17 protein-coding genes are annotated in these 21,154 nt (G+C 48.3%); 16 read left to right on the top strand and 1 reads right to left on the bottom strand.

The genetic code is table 11. From position 1 onward, the window contains the following. Positions 1-81 precede the first annotated feature (81 nt). From SCIP_RS05480 to SCIP_RS05435, 10 genes are all read left to right on the top strand, one after another. A complete protein-coding gene (locus SCIP_RS05480) occupies positions 82-1,845 on the top strand; it encodes an alpha/beta hydrolase family protein (protein ID WP_050752397.1) in 1,764 nt (587 codons plus the stop codon). A gap of 55 nt (positions 1,846-1,900) precedes the next feature. After that, a complete protein-coding gene (gene recO, locus SCIP_RS05475; RefSeq protein WP_006293711.1) occupies positions 1,901-2,635 on the top strand; it encodes a DNA repair protein RecO in 735 nt (244 codons plus the stop codon). A 2-nt stretch (positions 2,636-2,637) separates the two neighbouring features. Next, on the top strand, positions 2,638-3,429 hold the full coding sequence (locus SCIP_RS05470) for an isoprenyl transferase (RefSeq protein ID WP_006293712.1): 792 nt from the start codon (positions 2,638-2,640) through the stop codon (positions 3,427-3,429). A 49-nt stretch (positions 3,430-3,478) separates the two neighbouring features. Continuing rightward, a complete protein-coding gene (locus SCIP_RS05465) occupies positions 3,479-5,593 on the top strand; it encodes a hypothetical protein (protein ID WP_006293713.1) in 2,115 nt (704 codons plus the stop codon). Between the two features lie 14 nt (positions 5,594-5,607). Then, positions 5,608-6,213, top strand: a complete 606-nt coding sequence (locus SCIP_RS05460; protein ID WP_006293868.1) for a hypothetical protein — start codon at positions 5,608-5,610, stop codon at positions 6,211-6,213. Between the two features lie 14 nt (positions 6,214-6,227). Beyond that, positions 6,228-6,827, top strand: a complete 600-nt coding sequence (locus SCIP_RS05455; RefSeq protein WP_006293714.1) for a hypothetical protein — start codon at positions 6,228-6,230, stop codon at positions 6,825-6,827. Positions 6,828-6,841: 14 nt separating this feature from the next. Continuing rightward, complete coding sequence (locus SCIP_RS05450) at positions 6,842-7,057, top strand: hypothetical protein (protein ID WP_006293715.1); 216 nt, start codon at positions 6,842-6,844, stop codon at positions 7,055-7,057. 108 nt (positions 7,058-7,165) lie between these two features. After that, positions 7,166-7,582: a hypothetical protein gene (locus tag SCIP_RS05445; protein WP_048349272.1), complete on the top strand. Its 417-nt coding sequence runs from the start codon at positions 7,166-7,168 to the stop codon at positions 7,580-7,582. Then, positions 7,572-7,874, top strand: a complete 303-nt coding sequence (locus SCIP_RS05440; protein ID WP_006293717.1) for a hypothetical protein — start codon at positions 7,572-7,574, stop codon at positions 7,872-7,874. Before SCIP_RS05445 ends, SCIP_RS05440 begins: the two co-directional genes overlap by 11 nt. Before the next feature lie 186 nt (positions 7,875-8,060). Next, positions 8,061-8,735, top strand: a complete 675-nt coding sequence (locus tag SCIP_RS05435) for a TetR/AcrR family transcriptional regulator (RefSeq protein ID WP_006293718.1) — start codon at positions 8,061-8,063, stop codon at positions 8,733-8,735. A gap of 118 nt (positions 8,736-8,853) precedes the next feature. Here SCIP_RS05435 and SCIP_RS05430 read toward each other — a convergent pair whose 3' ends face one another. Next, positions 8,854-10,107, bottom strand: a complete 1,254-nt coding sequence (locus SCIP_RS05430) for an MFS transporter (RefSeq protein WP_006293719.1) — start codon at positions 10,105-10,107, stop codon at positions 8,854-8,856. A 249-nt stretch (positions 10,108-10,356) separates the two neighbouring features. Here SCIP_RS05430 and SCIP_RS05425 point away from each other — a divergent pair, with 249 nt between their 5' ends. The 6 genes from SCIP_RS05425 (at position 10,357) to SCIP_RS08085 (ending at position 20,899) form a co-directional block, all read left to right on the top strand. Next, positions 10,357-11,694 carry a glycoside hydrolase family 30 protein gene (locus SCIP_RS05425; RefSeq protein WP_006293720.1) on the top strand — a complete coding sequence of 446 codons (1,338 nt, stop codon included), beginning with the start codon at positions 10,357-10,359 and terminating at the stop codon, positions 11,692-11,694. Positions 11,695-11,776: 82 nt separating this feature from the next. Continuing rightward, positions 11,777-13,885 (top strand): beta-galactosidase, encoded by a 2,109-nt coding sequence (locus tag SCIP_RS05420; protein ID WP_006293721.1) that lies wholly within the window; start codon positions 11,777-11,779, stop codon positions 13,883-13,885. A gap of 9 nt (positions 13,886-13,894) precedes the next feature. Continuing rightward, positions 13,895-16,408, top strand: coding sequence for a glycoside hydrolase family 3 N-terminal domain-containing protein (locus SCIP_RS05415; protein ID WP_006293722.1), 2,514 nt, complete (start codon positions 13,895-13,897; stop codon positions 16,406-16,408). A 299-nt stretch (positions 16,409-16,707) separates the two neighbouring features. Further along, entirely contained in the window at positions 16,708-17,466 is a 759-nt protein-coding gene (locus SCIP_RS05410; protein WP_006293723.1) for an ABC transporter ATP-binding protein, read from the top strand. Between the two features lie 71 nt (positions 17,467-17,537). After that, positions 17,538-20,135: an ABC transporter permease gene (locus tag SCIP_RS05405; RefSeq protein WP_231288061.1), complete on the top strand. Its 2,598-nt coding sequence runs from the start codon at positions 17,538-17,540 to the stop codon at positions 20,133-20,135. Between the two features lie 122 nt (positions 20,136-20,257). After that, positions 20,258-20,899: a hypothetical protein gene (locus SCIP_RS08085; RefSeq protein ID WP_006293725.1), complete on the top strand. Its 642-nt coding sequence runs from the start codon at positions 20,258-20,260 to the stop codon at positions 20,897-20,899. Positions 20,900-21,154 lie beyond the last annotated feature (255 nt).

Raw genomic sequence — 21,154 nt, 5'->3', positions numbered from 1 at the left:
GGGTATGATGGCAAAAAGAAAGAAAAAAGAAGAGAAAGGGAGAAAGAAAGGGAGATAGCGCCTACCCGTTAAGATAAGGGTGTGCATAGCAAACAGAAGACAAAGGCTCAGGATCAGCGGCGCTTTCCGGCCTGGCTTACCCGTAGCCTGACAAACAGGGCAGATGGATCCTGGACTCGGACTAAACATATCTTTGTTATGCTCCCTATGTTTATTCTTCTCATGGGGATTTTTGCATCCGTTTCTTACTTTACTGCCATTCCCTGGGAATATGCTCCCACTAATCAGACTATCTATACAACAACGAACAGTACTGAGGTCGCTTTTCGCCAGGAAAAAGAAAAGACCGGAGGGATGAGCCTTCCTCACAGGGGATCGTATAAAATTCTCTCCTTTACTCATTATGAGACAGTGACCTCCACCCAGGGGGGCAGGCAGAAGCTGAGGATGACAGTCAGAGTCCCGGCTGATTCCAGCGGCCAGGCTATGGCGGATCCGCAAAAATCGGTCTATTCCAAGGGATTCCCCGCCATGACATTTCTACATGGAGCCGGAACTGGGTATTATACAGATTTTGCTGATGTGGCCGAAGATCTGACTTCGGCTGGCTTTGTGACCGCAACCGTAGATAAACCTATATGGAATACGGCTGATTTCAACCGGGATTATCCGGCTTCTGCTAAGGCGTATGAACAGGTCTTGACATATCTGGCCTCGCTCAGCTATGTTGATCAGTCCAGAATCGGTACTTATGCTACTTCAGAGGGGGCCTGGATTGAGCAAATTGTTGAGAGGGAAAGCAAGTTGGTCTCCTTTCAGATTCTGCTCAGTCCTATGGTATATAGTCCCCGTCAGGCATTGGGATTCTTTGTGACCGAGGACCTGTCCATTATCAGGGCCAATCCGGGGTATGCCTCTATGGTTCAGCGTGTGCTCAGCTTTGACTCATCTATTGTGCATTTGCCTAATATGGATTTCCAATTTGAAAATAATGCCAAAGGACAAATGTATAAAGTTCCAACCTTTGTTGCTTATGGCAGCAAAGATGTGATGACTGCTCAGGTCAGTGGGGTCAGCAGGATTATGGAGCTGGCTCATAAAAACGGGAACTGGAATGTGACTGTTCGGGGGTATCCCATTGGCAATCATGTGTTACGGTTAGGCAATGAGGCTATGCCCGGCACTCTTTTGGCTGATCACTATGAGGATGATGTAACCAACTGGGCAGTAGGGACCAGCCTGGGGCTTAAACAGACTACATCCCGCATTGCAGGAGCCCAGATTTATCAATCTATTTCGATTCCAGATTACGTTCATGGCCACAAGGGAAGAACTATTCTCACTTTGATTGTTGCCGGGATTATGCTTCTGCTCCTGATCACTTTTATTATTTTATGCATCAGCAGTTTGGTTATAAAGATCGGTCATCTCATCCAGGGCAGGAAGGAACCGGTATTTGGTCTGACTCGGCGTTTAAGACGGGTTATCATGGCCAACAGCATCCTCTCCTTCTTCTGTCTGATTCTCTTCCTGGCAGGCATTGCCCAGTGCACCATCAGCATTGTCAACCTGGTCTGGGGCGCAGCCCCGGAATATTCTAATCTGACTTACTGGTCCTGGCCGGTAAGCCAAATCATGGCTATTATGGTGATTATCTCCATGAGCTCGGTATTCTCAGGCCTGATCGAAATTGCCGATCGTAAAACTGGTCAGCTCATGAAGCGAAGTCCGGTCAATACAGTGGTGGCAGACCGAAAATTTGGCATTGTTTTCTTCTGGGTTGCAGCAGCCACTATGTTTTTTATCATGCTTTTTCTGGCTCTGTTGGGGCTTTTCCTCTATTGATAGATAATAGCGGTTCTGATGATGGCAGCGGGCAATGGAAAGGAGGCGTAGGAAGATGCCTACATATCGCGATCAGGGCGTGGTTCTGCGAACCATAAAATTAGGGGAAGCAGACAGAATAATTACTATTTTGACTGCACATCACGGCAAAATCAGGGCAGTCGCTCATGGGGTGCGCCGGGCAAAATCCCGTTTCGGCTCCCGTCTGGAACCTTTTATGTGGGATGATTTGCTGATTGCCCAAGGACGTCATGATCTGGATACAATCTCTCAGGCTGTGGTCATCAGCCCTTATGCTTCCCTCATTGTGGGGACCTATGAAGCCTACTTGTCAGCCAGCGTGATTGTGGAAACTGTAGATAAAATGATTACAGATCTGAGGCAAACTGGCATTTCTCAGCGACAGCAGTACACCTTGGTAATAGGAGCTTTGGCAGCCTTGGCCGAGGGGAAGCATAGTCCTCAGATGATTGAAAATTCGTATGTTTTGCGGGCTCTGAGTTTAGCAGGATGGACTCCCCGTTTGGATTCCTGTGTGGTCTGCGGCCGGAGAGATCAGGTTGAGTATTTTTCTACTGAAGCAGGAGGAGCCATGTGTTTAACTCATCGTCTGCCCCGCTCCCATAAGGCATCCGGTCAGACTTTTTCTCAGCTGGGCTTGCTGCTTGCGGGGGACTGGGAGAGTCTGGACCAGCAGGATTTGTCCCCACAGGTGCGGGAAATAGTAGAGGAATGGTCACAATATTATTTGGAAAAGCCTATCCATTCTCTTCGTTTGATACATTCATAATTATGAGTTTTGAAGCTGTTGATTATACTTCTCTGTCGGTTCCGGACGCACCTTTTTCGCATCCTGACCGCATTCCGCACTTTCCTCAGGGGAAAGTCCCCCAGCATGTTGGTGTGATAATGGATGGCAATGGACGCTGGGCTCAACACAGAGGTCTGGCTCGCACTGAAGGGCATAAAGCAGCTGAGCCAGTAGTGTTCGATACGATTGCCGGAGCGATTGAAGCAGGGGTTCGCTACTTGAGTCTTTATACATTCTCTACGGAAAACTGGAAGAGGTCCCCCTCTGAAGTTCGTTTTTTGATGGGTTTTTCCCGTGATATTATTCATCGTCGTGTTGATCAGATGAACGAATGGGGAGTCAGGGTTCGATGGTCTGGCCGCCGGCCACGTCTGTGGAAATCTGTTATTGATGAGCTTGAAGTGGCTATGGAGAAAACCAAGCACAACACGGTGATGGATGTAGTTTTTTGCATAAATTATGGTGGCCGTGCAGAGTTGGCGGATGCAGCTGCACAGATTGCCAGGGAGGTTGCTGAGGGAAAGATCAAAGGCGACCGGGTGACAGAGAAAATGGTTGCTGAGCATTTATACAATCCCGATATTCCGGACTGCGACCTGGTGATTCGTACTTCCGGAGAGCAACGAACCAGCAATTTCCTGCCCTGGGAAGCCGCTTATGCTGAGCTTGATTTTGTTCCAGAATTGTGGCCGGATTGTGGCCGCCAGGTGCTCTGGCGCTCCATTGATCGCTACTGCCACCGAGATAGGCGCTTTGGCGGAGTCAAGGTCTGATGTGATAATGAGAGGGTAGGTTGAGATAGCAAAGCAAGAGAGGCTCTTTATGAGGATTAAGATCCGAGAGCTGAATACAGCACTCGCACGAGAGATCACAATGTTGGATCATAAGTCTGCCGAGTGCCAGAAATGGCTGAGCCGTTTTGCTTCCTATGACCTGGCTGATTTTGGTCTTGAGGGAAAAGGTTACAGTGCGCTGACTGCGCAATTCCATTGTCAGACCGAATTTCTGCGTACCCAGGCAGTACTTTTTGCTGCGGTAAAAAGCGGAGATGAGAAAAATCGCGCTGCTCTTCGCCAACTGTCTCCCACAGAGCCTGATGGGTCAGTTGATACGGATCATTTGGAAAAACTTATCAGCGATGCGCAGCAAAAAATTATTCAGTCAAGGGATATGCGTGACCGGGCTTTAAACTTGCCTAAATCGTCGCAGGATGATTCTTTTCAGGACAGCCTGGTAAAGGCTGCAGATAAATTGGCTGATATGTGCAATGCATCTATTCTCTGTTTTCAGAAGGATCTTGAAAAAGTTCACCATTACATTAGTATTTCTCCAACATTTTACTCAGAAGTAGAAGGCATGTCCCGCACTCTCTCACGGGCAGTAGCTGCTTCCAAGGCGATGGCTGAGGGGAAGCATGCAGATATGTCGTGGACTTCTGATGTTGATAATCGCTGGCGAGCTGTCATAGATAAACAGGTGAAGAAGCTCCTGACTAAAGAGGAGTGGGACGCTTACAAAAAAGCGACAAGAAATGGATGGCAATCTTCAGACTTTTATCAGGCTGCAGACAAACAGGGCAGGGAAAGGAAAAATAATAAGGTTTTGTGGAAAGCCATGGCGAAACTTCCGGCCTGGATGCTGACCAGTGAAATGGTGACTGCGGCAGTGAAGGCTTTCAATTCCATGGCTAATCGCAAGTATCCGGCGCATAAACCTGATATTGCTGCTCTGCAGGAATCAATCCGGTCTCTTTTCGCCAGCGACGGCAAGCAGTCCTACCAGGGTGGCAGGAGATTGTACGGATTTAAGAAGAGTGACCTGCTTAAAGCTATGAGTGCCACTTCGGATTTATTGATACAGAAACTGGATATGCCAAGCACTAAGGATTCACATCATGATAACAGTGCCTGGGTCAGCAGCATCATGGTAAATAATCTGCTGCACATGGCAGAACGAATTAAACCAACTACTGTCAGCCCCTATGCGAATAAATTTGATACTTCCATCTGGGGGAGTCAGAAAGAGCTGACAATTAATCTCAGTGCTTTTTATCCTACAAATAGTCTCAGCGCTACAGCACGCTTACTGACAATTTTGGTTGAACCGAGTTTAAAAGATATTACAACGGCAGATATAGGGCAAAAGGGAACGGCAAAAAGTCTTTTCCAAACATATATGGGAATGAGCGGGACTATGAGTGAAATCCTTAATTTCGCTGCTCATTTGCAGCAGTTTGGAAAGAAAAACGATAAGAATAAGGAAGACGATAAGAATAAAAAAATGCTGGTTGCACAGGATGCGCTTAAAGATGTTACAATTGATAATGTAAAGGGTAGTTTAGAACATTTTCTCACACGGCTGCTTCCTCAAAGCGCAGGTGGGGGTATAGCTTTACTCTTTCTTATACAGGACTTCGCCTCGGATGTGATCGATAGGACTTATAACTCATTAAAAGGTATGAATGTTATTGATCTTACGGATGCTCAGCAAATTTATGACAGTAATCCGGTTTTTAAAAATATTGGTGTTATTTTTAATTACGACCATATCCCCCAATCGCTCTTTGAAGATTATACGATGACACAAGCTAAGCTATTTATGCGACCTTCTGCGAAAGCTGATATTGAGAGCGTGATAAAGGCGTACAATAAACTGTTTCCAAAGGCTAAATTCAGTTTTCGCATGTTGAAGAATACTGTAGAAAGTGATCCAGTAAACATTCAAAGAGGCACAGGCGGCTCAGATTTAAAGAAGACTTATGATTTTATTGCCTGGTGTCGGCAGGATGCAGACTTGGTGTATAAGAATGATTATTCAGAGGATGGTAATTTTTATGAGGCTGGAACTCCAGCTAAGAGGCCGCCTAGTAATTATGATTACTTTACTGAACTTCGTAAATATCAAGAGTTTATTCCTGAGTCGGATTTTAAGAGGTAAGTGGGTGATGTTTTGTGTTGTCGGATAGGGAGTATGATCGTCGGTATCATGTGGCGGGTTTGGTTGTTTTCCTGGTTGTGGTGGTGACTACTTTAGTGGGTTTTGGTGTGTCGTCGGTGGTTCATCGGAGGGATGTGGAGCGTTGGAGGTTGGAGTCTTTGCGTTCGTCTATGGTTGCTGAATTTCAGGGTTCTCTTCGTAAATATGATCCTTTTGGGTATGCTCCGAAGGGTTTTTCGTATCGTGATGAGTTTGATCCTGATATGTGGCCGTCTGATCCGATTCCAAAGAGTCGGATATCTGATTTGCGGTTAGTGGTTTCTGCTTATAATTCCCGCTACCCAGCCAGGAGAGTGACAGTTTCGAGTCTTCGTAAGGCGTACGGTTCGGGTTTGAAGCGTAATGTTCAGACTGATTGGGTTCATGCGAAGAGGGAGCATGATTTTGTTGCCTGGTGTCGGCAGGATGCAGACTTGGTGTATAAGAAGGATTATTTAGTGGATGGTAATTTTTATGAGGCTGGAACTCCTATAGATAATCCTCCCAGTAATTATGATTACTTCGTTGCGACTGATGGTAGATATCGATGGTGTATTCCTGAGTCGGATTTTAAGAGGTAAGTGGGTGATGTTTTGTGTTGTCGGATAGGGAGTATGATCGTCGGTATCATGTGGCGGGTTTGGTTGTTTTCCTGGTTGTGGTGGTGACTACTTTAGTGGGTTTTGGTGTGTCGTCGGTGGTTCATCGGAGGGATGTGGAGCGTTGGAGGTTGGAGTCTTTGCGTTCGTCTATGGTTGCTGAATTTCAGGGTTCTCTTCGTAAATATGATCCTTTTGGGTATGCTCCGAAGGGTTTTTCGTATCGTGATGAGTTTGATCCTGATATGTGGCCGTCTGATCCGATTCCAAAGAGTCGGATATCTGATTTGCGGTTAGTGGTTTCTGCTTATAATTCCCGCTACCCAGCCAGGAGAGTGACAGTTTCGAGTCTTCGTAAGGCGTACGGTTCGGGTTTGAAGCGTAATGTTCAGACTGATTGGGTTCATGCGAAGAGGGAGCATGATTTTGTTGCCTGGTGTCGGCAGGATGCAGACTTGGTGTATAAGAAGGATTGTTATGACTCTATTGATGGCTTGTATCATAAAGCTGGGGATAGAGTTACATTAGATATTTCTAATTTTGATTTTTCGAGCAATGCTTATGATTTGTATCAGTTTGATCCGAAGGCGAAGTAGTGGGGTGATGTTTTGTGTTGTCGGATAGGGAGTATGATCGTCGGTATCATGTGGCGGGTTTGGTTGTTTTCCTGGTTGTGGTGGTGGTTACTTTAACAAATAATGGAATGGTTCATTTCAAAGGCGAGAAGGTGGAGCCTGATCACTCGCAATCAAATTATAGGCTAGCACTTACCGAAAATTATTTTGGTTTGTACTCCCTGGATACTCAAAAGAATTCGGGGGACTAGGAATGTGTGACCAAAAAGATTAAATAGCAGGGAAATGCGGAAGCAGGTGAATCATTATTGGTATCATTATTAAACAAGGATTTTTAGGTGTTGCTAAAGGAGTTGATAATGAATCCTGCATTAGAACGTGAAAAATCACGAAGATTCAATCTGCTCCAGGAAGAGTATGTGGCCAGGATGAACCGGTTGTCTGATCGGGAAGAAGAGCTGAAAGCTGCCTCGCGTCAGCTTGAGGAGCTGGATTCAGATTTTGAATCCTGCCTTCTGTCTGTCAGAGAATTTATTCGCGAACAGGCGGCTATGGGTTCCCTACCACAGCACTTTTTTGACAGGGTTCAGGAGCTTGATACTATTCGCGCCAACCACCAGTCGGAATTCGCAGACGAAAGAGCAAAAATCCTTCATGATTTGTCTTCTGCCCGGTCAGACATGGATTTATCCGACCGAGAATACAGCAGACAGATCCGTCAGCTCGATGAAGAATTTGATAAATATTCAAGGAGAAGGAATACTTATGGGAACTAATACAAGTGGGAAATCCAGCATAGGCCAGATAAAAAGTTCTGACTTTAACAGAGCTGAAGCGGCGAGGAGGCTGGGAGAGGGAGCAGATCATTACGGAGAGTGCAGACTGTCTTCCTTAGCTGGTTTGGGACCCGCTCCAGGGAATCATTTTCATGATGGGGCAGCAGCCAGGGCAGTCTATAGCAGTCTGAGCTCTTGGAAAACATTAGTAAAAACAGATCAGCAGAATATAAAGAAAGCTGATCAAAGCCTTTCACGCAGTGATCAATCTTCCAGCAAGAATTTCCAATAGCAGAGGATTATCCTGCACAATTTTGTTCCCTCCGGCTGCTTCAGTGCTCTTGGGCTATCCAGAGCATAAAGCAGCAGTGCATATATAACGATAAAATCGGGATGAAGGCGGAAACAAAAGCATCATCATATAATTGAGGACCAGGTATAACTTATGACAGAAAAATCCACAAATGCAGGTTCGACTATGCATAAAACGAAGGCTGCTGCCGACACGGGCAATGCATATGAAGGGACAGCCAGTTCGCGAGTAAGAAAAAATCCCCAGGAACGGCGCAAAGAGATTGTGGACGCTGCTGTTGAACTCATTGCCCAGAATGGGTATAACGGCATTTCTTTACGAAATGTCGCTGCAAAGTTGGGAATGACCCAGCAGGGTGTTCTCCATTATGTGAAAAACAAGGCAGGACTTCTGTCGCTCATCATTACCGAAGTTTATGATGTCCAGGGGACTCCGGAAGATTTTAGAAAATCAGGTCTGCCAGGCAGCGATAATCCCGAAGGCATGTCTCTGATTGCTTACTTTCGCTATCTGATTCGCTATAATTCTCAGCGCCGTACCTTGGTAAAACTGTACTGCATGCTGGAAGTAGAAGCTATTCAGGAGAATTACCCTCTCCGCGAGTATATGCAAAGCCGTCCTCAATCAGTGTGGGATTATTATTCAAAATTTCAGTGGAAGATCCCGCCTAGCATTGGCGGCTGGGGGAAAATGCGGCCCTATGTGCGCAAAGCTCTTGAGTCTATGGATGGAATCCAGCTGAGGTGGCTGCGAACACCCCCCATTGATATGTATGATGAGTGGCTGGAATTTGAAAAAATGATATTCCCCTCTCCCCTGTGGGATGATTATAGGATTTAAGGGTGACAAAGTCAGCATAAGGGCGAAAGTCACAAGTAAAAGCCCGGTGCCCATCCACAAGAAGAGGGCAGGCGCCAGGCTCGATGCACATCATGCATTAATTTTTTAATTTATACATCTACTTGGTTTTCTTAATGAGCATGATGAACACGCAGGCCAGGACTGCAAAAATAATAGCGGTAGGGAAGACCAGACCGTAACCTCCTGCTGTAACAAGGGATCCGGTAACAATGGGGCCGGCCATCTGACCCAATGTGGTAGCAATGTTCAGAATGCCCAGATCTTTGCCGGCCTCTTCCTTGTTGGGGAGCACGTCAACGTTCAATGCCTGGTCAACGGCACCATAAACGGCATATCCTAGTCCGGCGAATCCAGCGAAAAGCATCATGGACACAGGGTTCTTCATAACCCAGGGAAGAAGGAAGCCTATAGCCATCAGCAGGGAAGCGACAATAACGGGGATTTTCCGCCTGCCAATGAAATCTGATATCCAGCCTGAACCCAGAGAACCAATCAGGCCTACAATCATGGTGATGACCGACATAATAGAAATGGTGGCCCCAGCAGCTTTCTTTCCCTGCCCAATATAATCTTCCAGAACATAAAGCTGATAATTAAGAATCATGTAATAGCTGAAAATCAGCAGGGTCCGTCCGCAGAAAGCCAGCCAGAAATCGCGGGCTCCCTTGGTGGGAGGGCGGAAGGAGGCGGCCAGATCTTTCAGGCCTTCCCTGACTGTTGGCATATCTTGAGAAGAATGTTCCTTAGGCCACATGATGCAGGTAATAATACCGGCAATGCCCATCAGGATGCCTGCGAGAACAAAGCCGGGAATCTGGATGGCAATAAAGCGGGCACCAATCAGGGTTCCCAGGGCTGCTCCAATGGTGGTGCCTGCTGACATGAAGGCGGACATGGTGGCCCTCATGTTGTCGGGAACCCGGTCAGACAGGGTTGCGATAACAGGGGCAATCATCATGTTGAGACCAACCATGCTCAGGCAGTAGCTGATGCCAATCAGCCAGGGATTGGTGAAAACGCCGACCAGGAAAAGAGTAACACCGCCCAGAATGCCTCCAGACATAATCCAGGGGGTTCTGCGGCCGAGGGCGGAGCGGGTCCGGTCGGACAGATTTCCCACAATTAGGTTGGACAGAAGAGATGCGATTGCTGTAGCCACATTCAGAATAGTAAAAATTTTGGTGTAAGCATCACCAGAAGTATCTTTGAGATGCTGGGGAAGGAGTACAGCGGCCACAATGTTGAGGCCGCCCATCCACAGCAGAGCAAAGAAGAAAAAGGCCAGCATAAAGCGAATTCTTCCCGCCCGGGTAATCTCGCTGCTGTGTGACTGCGTTGGTGATTGAGACATAATAATCTCCCTTGATTTATCTCGGATTTTTTAACTACCTAGTGGTAGTTAATAATTCTCATGCTATCACTAAATTTTCGAGAAAATCCCAAAAATACTAAATTTGTTAAATGAATTAACTAAACACACCTTATTTTGATTCTGGACGAGAAGTGTACTAGGATAAACCTTATCTACTGTCCAGTAGATAACAAGGCACAATGAAAACAAGGCACACACAAGGCCCAGTCCATTTTTCAAGGAGGAAAAATGACCACGTGGATTTCTACAACTGAATCAGCAAAACTGCAGGAAAAAATCGTAGACCCTGTGCAGACAGAGCATTCTGAGGATCTGCAACTGACCGGAGAGGTCAAACAGGAAATCAAGGGATTTGGAGGCTGCTTCAACGAACTGGGCTACCAGGCCATTGAGCAGTATGTTTCTGAAGAGAATCGAGAAACTATCTACAAAGAGCTATTTAGTCCCGAAGAGCTGAATTTTACTTTTAACAGAGCCCCTGTGGGTGCCAATGATTTCGCTGAAAAATGGTACAGCTATGACGAAATTGATGGGGACTACAGCCTGGACCATTTCTCGGTGGAGAATGACGAGCACAGCCTGATTCCTTACATTCACCATGCCCAGAAGTATCAGCCCAATCTCCAGCTCTTTTCTTCTCCCTGGAGTCCACCAACCTGGATGAAATTCCCCAAGGTTTACAATTTTGGCCGTCTGGTGATGACTCCGGAAAATCTCACAGCCTATGCCCAGTACTTTGTTAAGTATGTGAAGGCATACGCAGAACATGGGATTCCTGTCTCCCGGGTCTTTGTTCAAAATGAAGTTTTTGCCGATCAAAAATTCTGCTCCTGCCTGTACAGGAGTGAAGACATGAAGATTTTTATCCGGGATTACCTGGGGCCGGCCTTTGAGGAAGCCGGGCTGGACACGCAGATCTATCTGGGAACCTTGAATGGTCCTGAAGACATGGCCTGGACTGCCGGTTACGGTATGAGGTTTGAGAATTACAATCGCTGGGTTGACAACATTCTTTTTGATGATAACTGCCGCAAGTATATTAAGGGAGTCGGCTATCAGTGGGCCGGTCAGAATGATATTCAGCGCACCCATGAATCCTGGCCGGAGCTGGATCTGCTGATGACCGAATCCGAGTGTGGTATGGGCGATAATACCTGGGAATATGCAGAATATATATTCCATCTGATTAACCACTACATCAAGAATGGGGCCAGCGGCTACACATACTGGAACATGGTTCTGACCGAGATTGTCAGCACGTGGGGCTGGCAGCAGAACTCGCTTTTCAGGGTCAACTCGCAGACAGGAGAGTTTGTCAGAACCCCTGAATACTACCTGATGAGGCATTTCTCGCATTATGTAAAGCCAGGGGCCCGGCTCATGGAAACCAGCGGACATTTTAATTCTATGGGAATTGCCTTCCGGAACCCGGACGGAACAATTGTCCTCCTCGTTCAGAATGCCCTTGACCGTGATATGCCCTTCACCTTTGCCGATCCCCAGCATGCAGACAAAGGATTCAAGGCCCTGCTTCCCGCCCGGTCTTTCAACACTTTCCTTGTCTGAACAGATCAGGTAAAGGGTATTGACAAGCTATCGCTACATCTAACTACATCTATCAGAAAAAACACAAAAAAGGAAGTGTCTCATGCCTAAGAAAGAAACAGACGCGATTCTTTATGGGGCCGCCTACTACGATGAGTACATGCCTCGGGACCTGGACAGGATTGATACCGATATGGATATGATGGTTCAGGCAGGCATTAACGTCATCCGAATAGGGGAGTCCACCTGGTCTACCTGTGAGCCGCAGCCGGGAATCTTCGATTGGACTCATATTGACCGTTCCCTTGACGCGGCTGAACGTCATGGAATATCAGTAATCGTGGGAACTCCAACTTATGCCGTTCCCACCTGGCTGGTGAAAATGTACCCTCAGGTTTTGGCGGAAACCGTGAACGGACAAGGCCATTACGGGGCCCGGCAAATCATGAATATTGTCAACCCTGCCTACAGATTTTATGGGGAAGGCGTGATTCGTGCCCTCATAAGCCATGTTGCTGACCGGAAATGCGTTATTGGTTATCAGGTTGACAATGAAACCAAGTATTATGACAGCGTTTCTGACGACATGCAGATTCTTTTCGTCAAATATCTGCGTAAAAAGTTCCATGACAATCTGGAGGATCTGAACGCAGAATTTGGTCTGGATTATTGGTCTAACCGCATTAATGCCTGGGAAGATTTCCCTGACGTGCGAGCCAGTATCAATCAGTCCCTGCGGGGAGAATTTGACAAGTTCCGCCGGGCCACCGTAGCCGAGTACCTGCAGTGGCAGGCAGACATTGTCCGGGACTATGCCCGGGAGGATCAGTTTATTACTCAGAATTTCGATTATGAGTGGGTTGGCTGGTCGTATGGTCTGCAGCCGGCAGTCGATCATTTCAAAGCAGCCAGGGCAATTGATATTGCCGGAGTGGACATTTACCATCCCAGCGAGGATGAGCTGACTGGCAAAGAGATAGCTTTCGGAGGAGACCTGTCCAGATCTCTGAAAGATGGAAATAATTACATTGTCCTGGAAACTCAGGCTCAGGGTCAAAATGGATGGCTTCCTTACCCCGGCCAGCTGAAACTTCAGGCTTTCAGCCATCTGGCCTCTGGAGCAGACGGAGTTATGTACTGGCACTGGCACTCCATTCATAATTCTTTTGAGACTTACTGGAAGGGCTTGCTCTCTCAGGATTTCGAGTCCAATCCTGTCTACGAAGAAGCCGGTGAATGCGGACGCTTCCTGCAGACCGAGGCTGGAAAACATCTGATGCATCTGAAGAAAAACAACCAGGTGGCAATCATGGTCAGTAATGAAGCCTTGTCTGCCCTGTCCTGGTTCAGCCTGGATACTGGTTTCCCCGGAGGAAAGGTGAGGTACAACACTGTGCTCCGGCGGGTCTATGATGCTCTCTTTGACCTGAACATTGAGGCTGACTTCCTTCCGACCGATGCCCCTGTGGAGAAGCTGGAAAAATATGCACTGATTATTACCCCGGCTTTATACACTGCAGACCAGAAGACTATTGACTGCCTGAAGCAGTATGTTCAGGATGGCGGACACCTTGTTTCAACCCTGAGGTCTTTTGTGGCTAATGATTATGCAACTGTCTGGCATGACAGGGCTCCTCACACTCTGACAGATGTTTTTGGAATGACCTATAACACATTCACCTGTCCCCAGAATGTTCCCCTTGCTTTCAGGGGGCCCTTAGATTCTGTGCAGCCGACTGATTCCCAGGCTTTGATTGAGCTTATCAATCCTGGCTCTGACACCGAGGTGCTGGCGGCCTATGACCATTATGCATGGAATAAATATGCAGCTATAACCAGGCATGCATATGGCTCTGGTGACGCTGAGTGGATTGGTACCCTGGTGGATGCTGCCTCCATGAGGAAGATTCTGGCCGAGGCTGCGGATAATGCTGGTGTTTCAGGACTTGGCCGGGGACTGGCTGGCAGGATTTCCCTGAGGACTGGCACAAACAGTCTGGGTGAGCGGGTGACTTATTTGCTGAATTATTCAGCCGATCCAGTGACCCTGTCTTCTCCTGTTTCCGGTTCTCTTCTGCTGGGCGGGGCTGATAAGACGGGTCAGGCCTTTCCTGAGCTCTCCGCTCTTCCTTCCTGTGCCCAGGGAGATACAATCACTGTGGACAGGTGGGGAGTCCAGATTATTCTCTCCCGGTCAGAAGCTGCAAAGTGATGGTGCCTGATGAAGATCGAAGATGTGAACAGCGTAAAGAAGACAAGAGCTGCCGGTTCTGAGCCCTATTGGGACCCCTCCCTGAGTGTGGACGACAGGGTCAATGACCTGATATCGCGGATGAGTCTGCCCGAAAAAATCGGACAGATGATGCAGTTCGATGCCAGATCTGACCTGGAGAATGCTATTGAGAACAAGCATGCTGGATCAATCCTGCATACCTCTCCTGAAGACCTTCCCCGGGCCAATGCTCTGGTTCAGAAGACCCGGCTGCGCATTCCTCTCCTGGTAGGGGACGACCTGATTCATGGCTATTCCTTCTATCCCGGAGCTACTATTTTCCCGGAGCAGCTGGGCATGGCCTGCAGCTGGGATCCGGAAAAAATAAAAGCAGCTGCACGGGTTACGGCTCGTGAAGCTGTTACTACCGGTGTCCAATGGACCTTCTCTCCGGTTCTGTGCATTGCCAGAGATACCAGGTGGGGAAGGGTAGGAGAAACTTTTGGTGAAGATCCTTACCTTATTGGCGAAATGGCTGCTGCCATGGTCAAAGGCTATCAGGGGGATTCTGCCCTGGAAGGTCAGCTGCCCAGGGATGCTATTCTGGCTACAGCCAAACACTTCGCCGGTTATTCGGAGACTCAGGGAGGAAGGGACGCTTCTGAGGCTGACCTGTCTCACAGAAAGCTGGCTTCCTGGTTCTTGCCTCCCTTTGAGAGGGTAGCCCGGGAAGGAGTTGCGACCTTTATGCTGGGCTATGAGTCCATTGACGGCATTCCGGTGACCCTGAACCGGTGGCTCCTTCATGATGTTCTACGCGGACAGTGGGGATACAAGGGTACCCTGATTACCGACTGGGCCAATGTGTCGCGGTTGGTTTGGGAACAGCATGTTCAGCCGGACCCCGTTTCTGCTGCTGTTGCTGCTGTTCGTGCCGGGAATGATTTGATTATGACCTCGCCGGAATTTTATCAGGCCGCTTACCAGGCCATTGACCAGGGGCTGCTGGCTGAATCTGAGCTGGACCAGCCAGTCAAGCGCATTTTGGCCCTGAAATTCCGCCTGGGGCTGTTTGAAGATCCTCGTTTGCCAGAACCTGCGGCCGCTAAGAAACTTATCGGCTGCCCGGAGCATGGACAGGTAAACCTTGATCTGACCCGGGAATCTGTGGTTCTGCTTCGCAATAATGGTCTTCTGCCCTTACTTCATAATTCGCCTGCAGCTGATGCGGATTCTGCTTCTGCCGAGGCTGGTCCCGCTTCTGCCAATGCCGGGCTCGCACCTGCCAATGCCGGGCTCGCACCTACTGATGCTGAACCTTCAGGCGGTCCTGCTCCGCGTCGGATAGCCCTCATTGGTCCTCTAATTGATGATGCTCAAACTCAGCTGGGCGATTGGGCCGGAAGCTCAGGTCAGGTCACATGGATGCCGGAAGGTCATCCCCGGGAAACAATCACCACCATTCAAGATGGCCTTCAGAAGTTGGTTCCTCAGGGATGGACTGTGACCTCTTCGCGGGGAGCAGATATTCTGCATCTGATGCCGGATCCGGAAGGGGAATTCTATCCTGATGGTCAGCCCAGGCCCCTGGTTGGGGTTCCAGCCCAAACCGACAGTGCCACGCTGGAAGAAGCCTTGAAAAATGCCCGGGAATCTGACTGTATTGTGGCTGTGGTAGGGGATCTGATCCAGCTGATGGGGGAGGGATGCTCAACGGCAACCTTGGAACTCCAGGGAGCTCAGAATCATCTTCTGGATGCCTTGAAGGAAACAGGCAAGCCTTTGGTTGTGGTCCTCATGTCCAGCAAGCCTCAGGTTTTGCCTGCCAGTGCCCTCACTGCCGATGCTCTTCTTTGGGCCCCTAGCCCGGGAATGAAGGGTGGTCAGGCAATCGCTGAAATACTCCTGGGTCTGACTAACCCTTCTGGCCGTCTTCCCATTACTTTTCCACGTCATGCAGGGCAATTACCGGTCTACTATAACCAGATTCGCGGTCAGCATGGCACCAGATATGCGGATTTGACTGAAGATCCGGCTTTTGCTTTTGGAGAAGGCTTAGGATATACCACTTTTGTGTATGGGGATGTGAAACTATCAGGCTCAGGCGAAGAAGCCAAATCGGTGGAGACAGAGAATGCAGATTCTGCATGGGCTCCTGTCTCAGATAGAACTAGTTCTGGTGATAAATCGAACCGGCTTCCCCTTTATCATAGGGGTGATTCTATTGAAGCTTCTATTGACCTAACGAATACTGGGCACAGACCAGGTACCGAAATTGTTCAGCTTTATATAGGCGATTTGTTCACGTCGGTCAGCTGGACCGACAGGGAGCTCAAGGCTTTCCGACGGGTGACTTTGCAGCCAGGTGAAAAGCAGACTGTTACCTTTACTATTCAAGTTAACCAGTGCACCATCGTTAATGCGGATGCACAGCGGATTGTGGAAGATGGAACGTTTGAAGTTTTGATTGGACATTCCTCCCGAAGAAAGGATTTGAAGGTTGCCCGCTTTATAGTAAGTTGATGTTTTACAGCCCCTATAAATGGTGACTTTCTGAGAAACAAATGGCGACTGTCCGAGCAGAAACAAGGTAGCCACCATTCGTTTGTTTTTTAGTTTTTTTGATAAGTATGTGAATAAAATAAAAAAACGAGGTTCTTCGGCGCTTCGTTTTTTCTTTGTCCTTATAATAGCTCTGGTATGTTCTTCAGATCGTGCAGGGGAAGAAGAAAGCAGCTTTTTCCTGAGTGAGATTTGTGGTACATCCACTGAGACTGCAAGAGAAACACACTAAGTGTGCGTTATAGCAATGAGGAGAAGCTATGTTAGCTATATCAGCCCAGCACGTGACTAAAGATTATGGTCAGGGCAGCGGAGCCGTTCACGCTCTGAAAGATGTCAGTGTCAACTTTGACCAGGGCAAGTTTACCGTTATTATGGGTCCTTCCGGATCAGGAAAATCAACCATGCTCCATACTTTAGCCGGCCTAGACAGCGTGACCGGCGGTCATATCTTTCTGGATGGTCAGGATATTACCGTCATGAGCGACAAAGAACTGACCCTGCTCAGGCGGCATAAGATCGGTTTTATTTTCCAGAGTTTTAATCTCCTGCCCATGTTTGATGCCCGGGGGAATATTCTTATGCCCCTAACCCTGGCCGGGGCCAAAGCAGATAAAAAATGGTTTAATACCTTGACTACTACTTTGGGACTGACGGATCGCCTGGATCACAGACCTCATGAGCTCTCTGGCGGTCAGCAGCAGAGGGTTGCCATTGCACGGGCTCTGATTACCAAACCCTCGGTTGTTTTTGCAGATGAGCCAACAGGAAATTTGGATTCTGCTTCCAGCGCCGAAGTCTTGGGATTTCTCAAGAAATCAGTCACTGAGCTAGGACAAACCATTATTATGGTAACCCATGATCCTGTTGCTGCCTCATATGCTGATAGAGCCATCATGGTTGCTGATGGGCGGATTGTTGCCGATATTGACCATCCTCAAGCGGATCAGATGAGTGCTCTTCTGGTAGCCGAACAGGAAAAAGCCAGAGCATCAGCTGCTGCTGGTTTGAGTCGGTAAGAAGTCGTAGAGATTTTATTGTGAGAAATTGAGGATAGTAGAGAACTATGTGGTCTTTAACAATACAGCTCATGAAGAAGAGCATCAAAATGCTTATCCCCGCAGGAATTGCCATTCTAATTGGCGCTGCCTTTATAACCAGCACCTTCCTATTTGGCAATACTCTGACGGACAGTCTTAATCAAGCGACAACCCGCGACTTTGGCAATAGTACATACACAATTTCTTATGCCAGCAAGGCTGATGATTCTCAAACGAATTATTCGCTGGGAGATATTCATATTAACCAGATTCGTGCCCTTGATGGGGTGTCGGGTCTGAGCACAGGAATTGATGCGTATGTTTCGCTGAGTTATCAAGGAAAAACAAGCACAACTATGGCTCTGCAGGTCCCTTTTGGCAATGCCAGCAGGCCGGCGACTATCAGTCGGGGAAGGATGCCTTCGGGCGAGGGTGAAATTGCTCTTCCTCAGGCTCTGCTCTCGCGACTGGGAGCTGGTCAGGGTAAAACCATTCTTGTTTTTGCAAATTCATCTGCCAGTCAGTCAGCTACCCGGTATAAGGCAAAGATTATGGGAATTACTGAGGACACCAGCGGTCTGTATGCTGGTTTTGGAGGTGCCAGTCTCCTGTCCACTGACCTGGCTGTAAAAATCTCCCAGTCAAAAAATCTCGCTTCAGCACCCTTTACCAAAGTATATATTACCTTGAAAGATCAGGATTCCCAGGCACAGGCTGCAACGATCAAACAGATTCGCAGTTTTCTCCCCAAAGGGGTGAACCTGCAAAGCAAGGAGGAAGCATCCCGCGAGTTGGTAGAGGAGAATGAAATATCCTCTAAGATTGTGACCACCTTTCTTTTAGTCTTTGGCATTATTGCTCTTTTTGTGGCAGCCCTGGTGATTTCCAATACCTTCCAGGTTATGGTGGCTCAGCGGAGGCGGACTTTGGCGATCCTGCGAACAATCGGTGCAGGCAAAAAACAGCTTTACCAGTCTGTTGTGATGGAAGCTTTTCTCCTGGGGTTGGTCGCGTCTGCTCTGGGTATCCTTGCAGGCGTTGGAATTATGGCCCTGGTTATCAAACTAGGGGTTCTCAAGGCTACTGGTGCCAGCTTGCATTTGGTTCTGACCTGGCAGGCCCTGCTTGTTCCTCTTATTTTTGGCACAATAATGACGATTTTCGCTTCTTTGAGCTCAGCCCGGTCTGCGACCTCGGTGACTCCGCTGGAAGCCCTGCGTCCCTTGGAGATTACAGCTGAAAAGAAGGGAGGAAAAGCCCGGGGAATTTTTAGTGCCCTTTTAGTTCTTGTGGGATTAGTCCTGGCCTTTTGGGCTATCCGAGTCACCATGAATCAGATATCGCTGCCTTCTGCCAAGCAGTCGAGTGATACCCAGACAATAGCACTCTTAACTGCCATTGCGGCTTGCATAATGATTTTCCTGGGATTGATACTGTCATCTATCTTTTGGCTGCCTCGGGCCATGAAGGGTGCGGGGAAGCTGGTATCCTTGACTGGCCCGGCTGCCCTTATTGCACACGGAAATATTCAGAAGAATCCGCGCAGGATTGCCGCCACTGGCATAGCCCTTCTGATTGGAGTGACTCTGGTATCAACCATAGCTACTGGTGCCGCTTCAGGGAAAGCGACTCTTACAGGATCCCTATCCGATCATTACAGTGTGGACGCTGTCATTACTGGCGACGGGGCAGATGCTGATGCCGTGAACAAGGTGAAAGCTGTCGACGGGGTAAAGAATGCCATTTTGACCCCAATGACAACAGGAACAGTGACCGATGCCAGGGGAGGGAAGAAGTACATAGCTTTGGCTGCTGTCAACAGCAGGCAGGATTTGCAGTCTGTTCTGCGGGTTTCTCTTCCCCAGCATGCCCTGGATAGGGGAACGATACTCTTGCCTAGCAAAATCGAAGGGAAACAGTGGTCTATAGATCACAGTCAAGTGACCTTCACCACCGATAATGACCAAGCTGCCAAGAAGGATCCTTTGTCACTGACTGCAGTCCAGACACCTTATCAGTCTATTAACAATAATTATGCTGCAGTAGGTTTTATCAACTCTTCCTACTTTGCCGATAAATCTTTGACCGCATACCAGGGAGGAAACATGATTCTGGTTTCCCTGAATGTGGATAGCTCTCAGGCGGGTACCGTTATCAGCGCTATTAACGATGCCCTAAGCAAGTCGGGGAATATCAGTGTTTCCGGAGTGGCTGCCACCAGGTATACCTATGAACAGATTATCGACCGAATCATGCTCCTTTTGGTGGGACTCCTTGCTGTAGCTGTGCTGATCGCTCTAATTGGCGTGGCGAATACCCTTAGCCTTTCGGTTATTGAAAGAACCAGAGAATCGGCAACTTTGCGGGCCCTGGGAATGACCCGAGGGCAGCTGCGGCTGTCTCTGGCTGTGGAAGCCCTGCTTTTGGCCACGGTCAGCGGGTTACTGGGAATTATCCTGGGAACGCTTTTTGGCTGGTTGGGTTCTTTTATGATCTTCAGTACCATTGGCAAGATGGTTTTCCCGGTGAGCTGGGGAATGGACTTCCTGGTCTTGGGAATCTCAGCTCTGGCAGCGCTTTTGGCCAGTATTATTCCTGCCCACAGGGCTGTGTCTACTCCGCCTGTGGAGGCCCTTGCTGAAGCTTGATGAAGAAACTTGGTGAAGACACTTGATGAAGAAACTTGATGAAAAATCCAGTCAGGTCTCTCCAATTGTGTCTTTTCGGCCCTCTCTTTCTTCTTCTATCCCATCCCTCGTAAGATAGAACTATGTTGGTTGATTACAAGACACAGAAACTCTATTATGGGTTTCCTATCTTTATTCTGGGTTATGAAGACGAGCTGCACGGCATGAATATTACAACATGCAGCTCGTCATATTATCTGGCTGACACTGTTACTCTGGGACTGGTATCAACAACAAATGCAGCCCGGCAGATCGAACGGGCTGGCCGTTTTACCATGAATATCATCGACGAAAATCTTATGGAGCTGGCAGAATTCGCCGGAATCAAAGAGGGCCGTCCAAACCAAAGCGGGAAAGCCGGAACTGATAAACTGGAGGAATCCGGCGCTGTTTATCGGACGGTCGCTGGTTCAAGCCCAGCCGCAGGAGCTCACCTGAAGCCATCGGCGTGTCGCCGATGGCTTTTCTGTTTCCGATTGATTGAAGTTGCAACATCAGGGAGTCGTCCATCAGGGCCTCGGTGGTTGTTCCGAGAAAATCGGCAGACTTCACTAAGTCCGCTTACCGACCATGCAATACGCCCTTTCATCTTGTTGGTCATGGTAGGCCTTTGGATACCGAGGAACGAAGCCAAGGCGCTTTGCGATTTATCTTGCGCGGTAAGCAGCATTTTAACGTTCCATGCAATGACGAGTTCTGCGTATTGCACCTCATCGTCCATGTAATAGTGCCGAAGAACACTGCATCGACATCTGACGGGTCAGCTCTTGCGTTATCCATGCAATTACGAGAGGCTTCATGTGCCAACGTCAGGGTGTCTTCGTCGCTTCCTAAAGAAGTCGGCATTCCGTTCCGAATTGTTTGACGATTAGATCAGCCGATGTGTTATTCCACTGTGATACGGTGTCGATCACCGGCAATCTTCGGATTGGCACGGAGATTCCTGCAGAGCTGATTCCTATAGTCATAGATTCCTCTTT

Source organism: Scardovia inopinata JCM 12537, assembly GCF_001042695.1.
In the GTDB taxonomy this organism is placed as follows: domain Bacteria; phylum Actinomycetota; class Actinomycetes; order Actinomycetales; family Bifidobacteriaceae; genus Scardovia; species Scardovia inopinata.
This window is presented reverse-complemented; position numbering and strand designations above follow the sequence as displayed.

What these genes read in the sequence shown, in the direction of transcription:
- recO (WP_006293711.1), top strand. Translation starts at nt 1,901, where the DNA reads ATGCCTACATATCGCGATCAGGGCGTGGTTCTGCGAACCATAAAATTA.
- SCIP_RS05470 (WP_006293712.1), top strand. Translation starts at nt 2,638, where the DNA reads ATGAGTTTTGAAGCTGTTGATTATACTTCTCTGTCGGTTCCGGACGCA.
- SCIP_RS05465 (WP_006293713.1), top strand. Translation starts at nt 3,479, where the DNA reads ATGAGGATTAAGATCCGAGAGCTGAATACAGCACTCGCACGAGAGATC.
- SCIP_RS05445 (WP_048349272.1), top strand. Translation starts at nt 7,166, where the DNA reads ATGAATCCTGCATTAGAACGTGAAAAATCACGAAGATTCAATCTGCTC.
- SCIP_RS05440 (WP_006293717.1), top strand. Translation starts at nt 7,572, where the DNA reads ATGGGAACTAATACAAGTGGGAAATCCAGCATAGGCCAGATAAAAAGT.
- SCIP_RS05435 (WP_006293718.1), top strand. Translation starts at nt 8,061, where the DNA reads ATGCATAAAACGAAGGCTGCTGCCGACACGGGCAATGCATATGAAGGG.
- SCIP_RS05430 (WP_006293719.1), bottom strand. Translation starts at nt 10,107, where the DNA reads ATGTCTCAATCACCAACGCAGTCACACAGCAGCGAGATTACCCGGGCG.
- SCIP_RS05425 (WP_006293720.1), top strand. Translation starts at nt 10,357, where the DNA reads ATGACCACGTGGATTTCTACAACTGAATCAGCAAAACTGCAGGAAAAA.
- SCIP_RS05420 (WP_006293721.1), top strand. Translation starts at nt 11,777, where the DNA reads ATGCCTAAGAAAGAAACAGACGCGATTCTTTATGGGGCCGCCTACTAC.
- SCIP_RS05415 (WP_006293722.1), top strand. Translation starts at nt 13,895, where the DNA reads ATGAAGATCGAAGATGTGAACAGCGTAAAGAAGACAAGAGCTGCCGGT.
- SCIP_RS05410 (WP_006293723.1), top strand. Translation starts at nt 16,708, where the DNA reads ATGTTAGCTATATCAGCCCAGCACGTGACTAAAGATTATGGTCAGGGC.
- SCIP_RS05405 (WP_231288061.1), top strand. Translation starts at nt 17,538, where the DNA reads ATGAAGAAGAGCATCAAAATGCTTATCCCCGCAGGAATTGCCATTCTA.
- SCIP_RS08085 (WP_006293725.1), top strand. Translation starts at nt 20,258, where the DNA reads ATGTTGGTTGATTACAAGACACAGAAACTCTATTATGGGTTTCCTATC.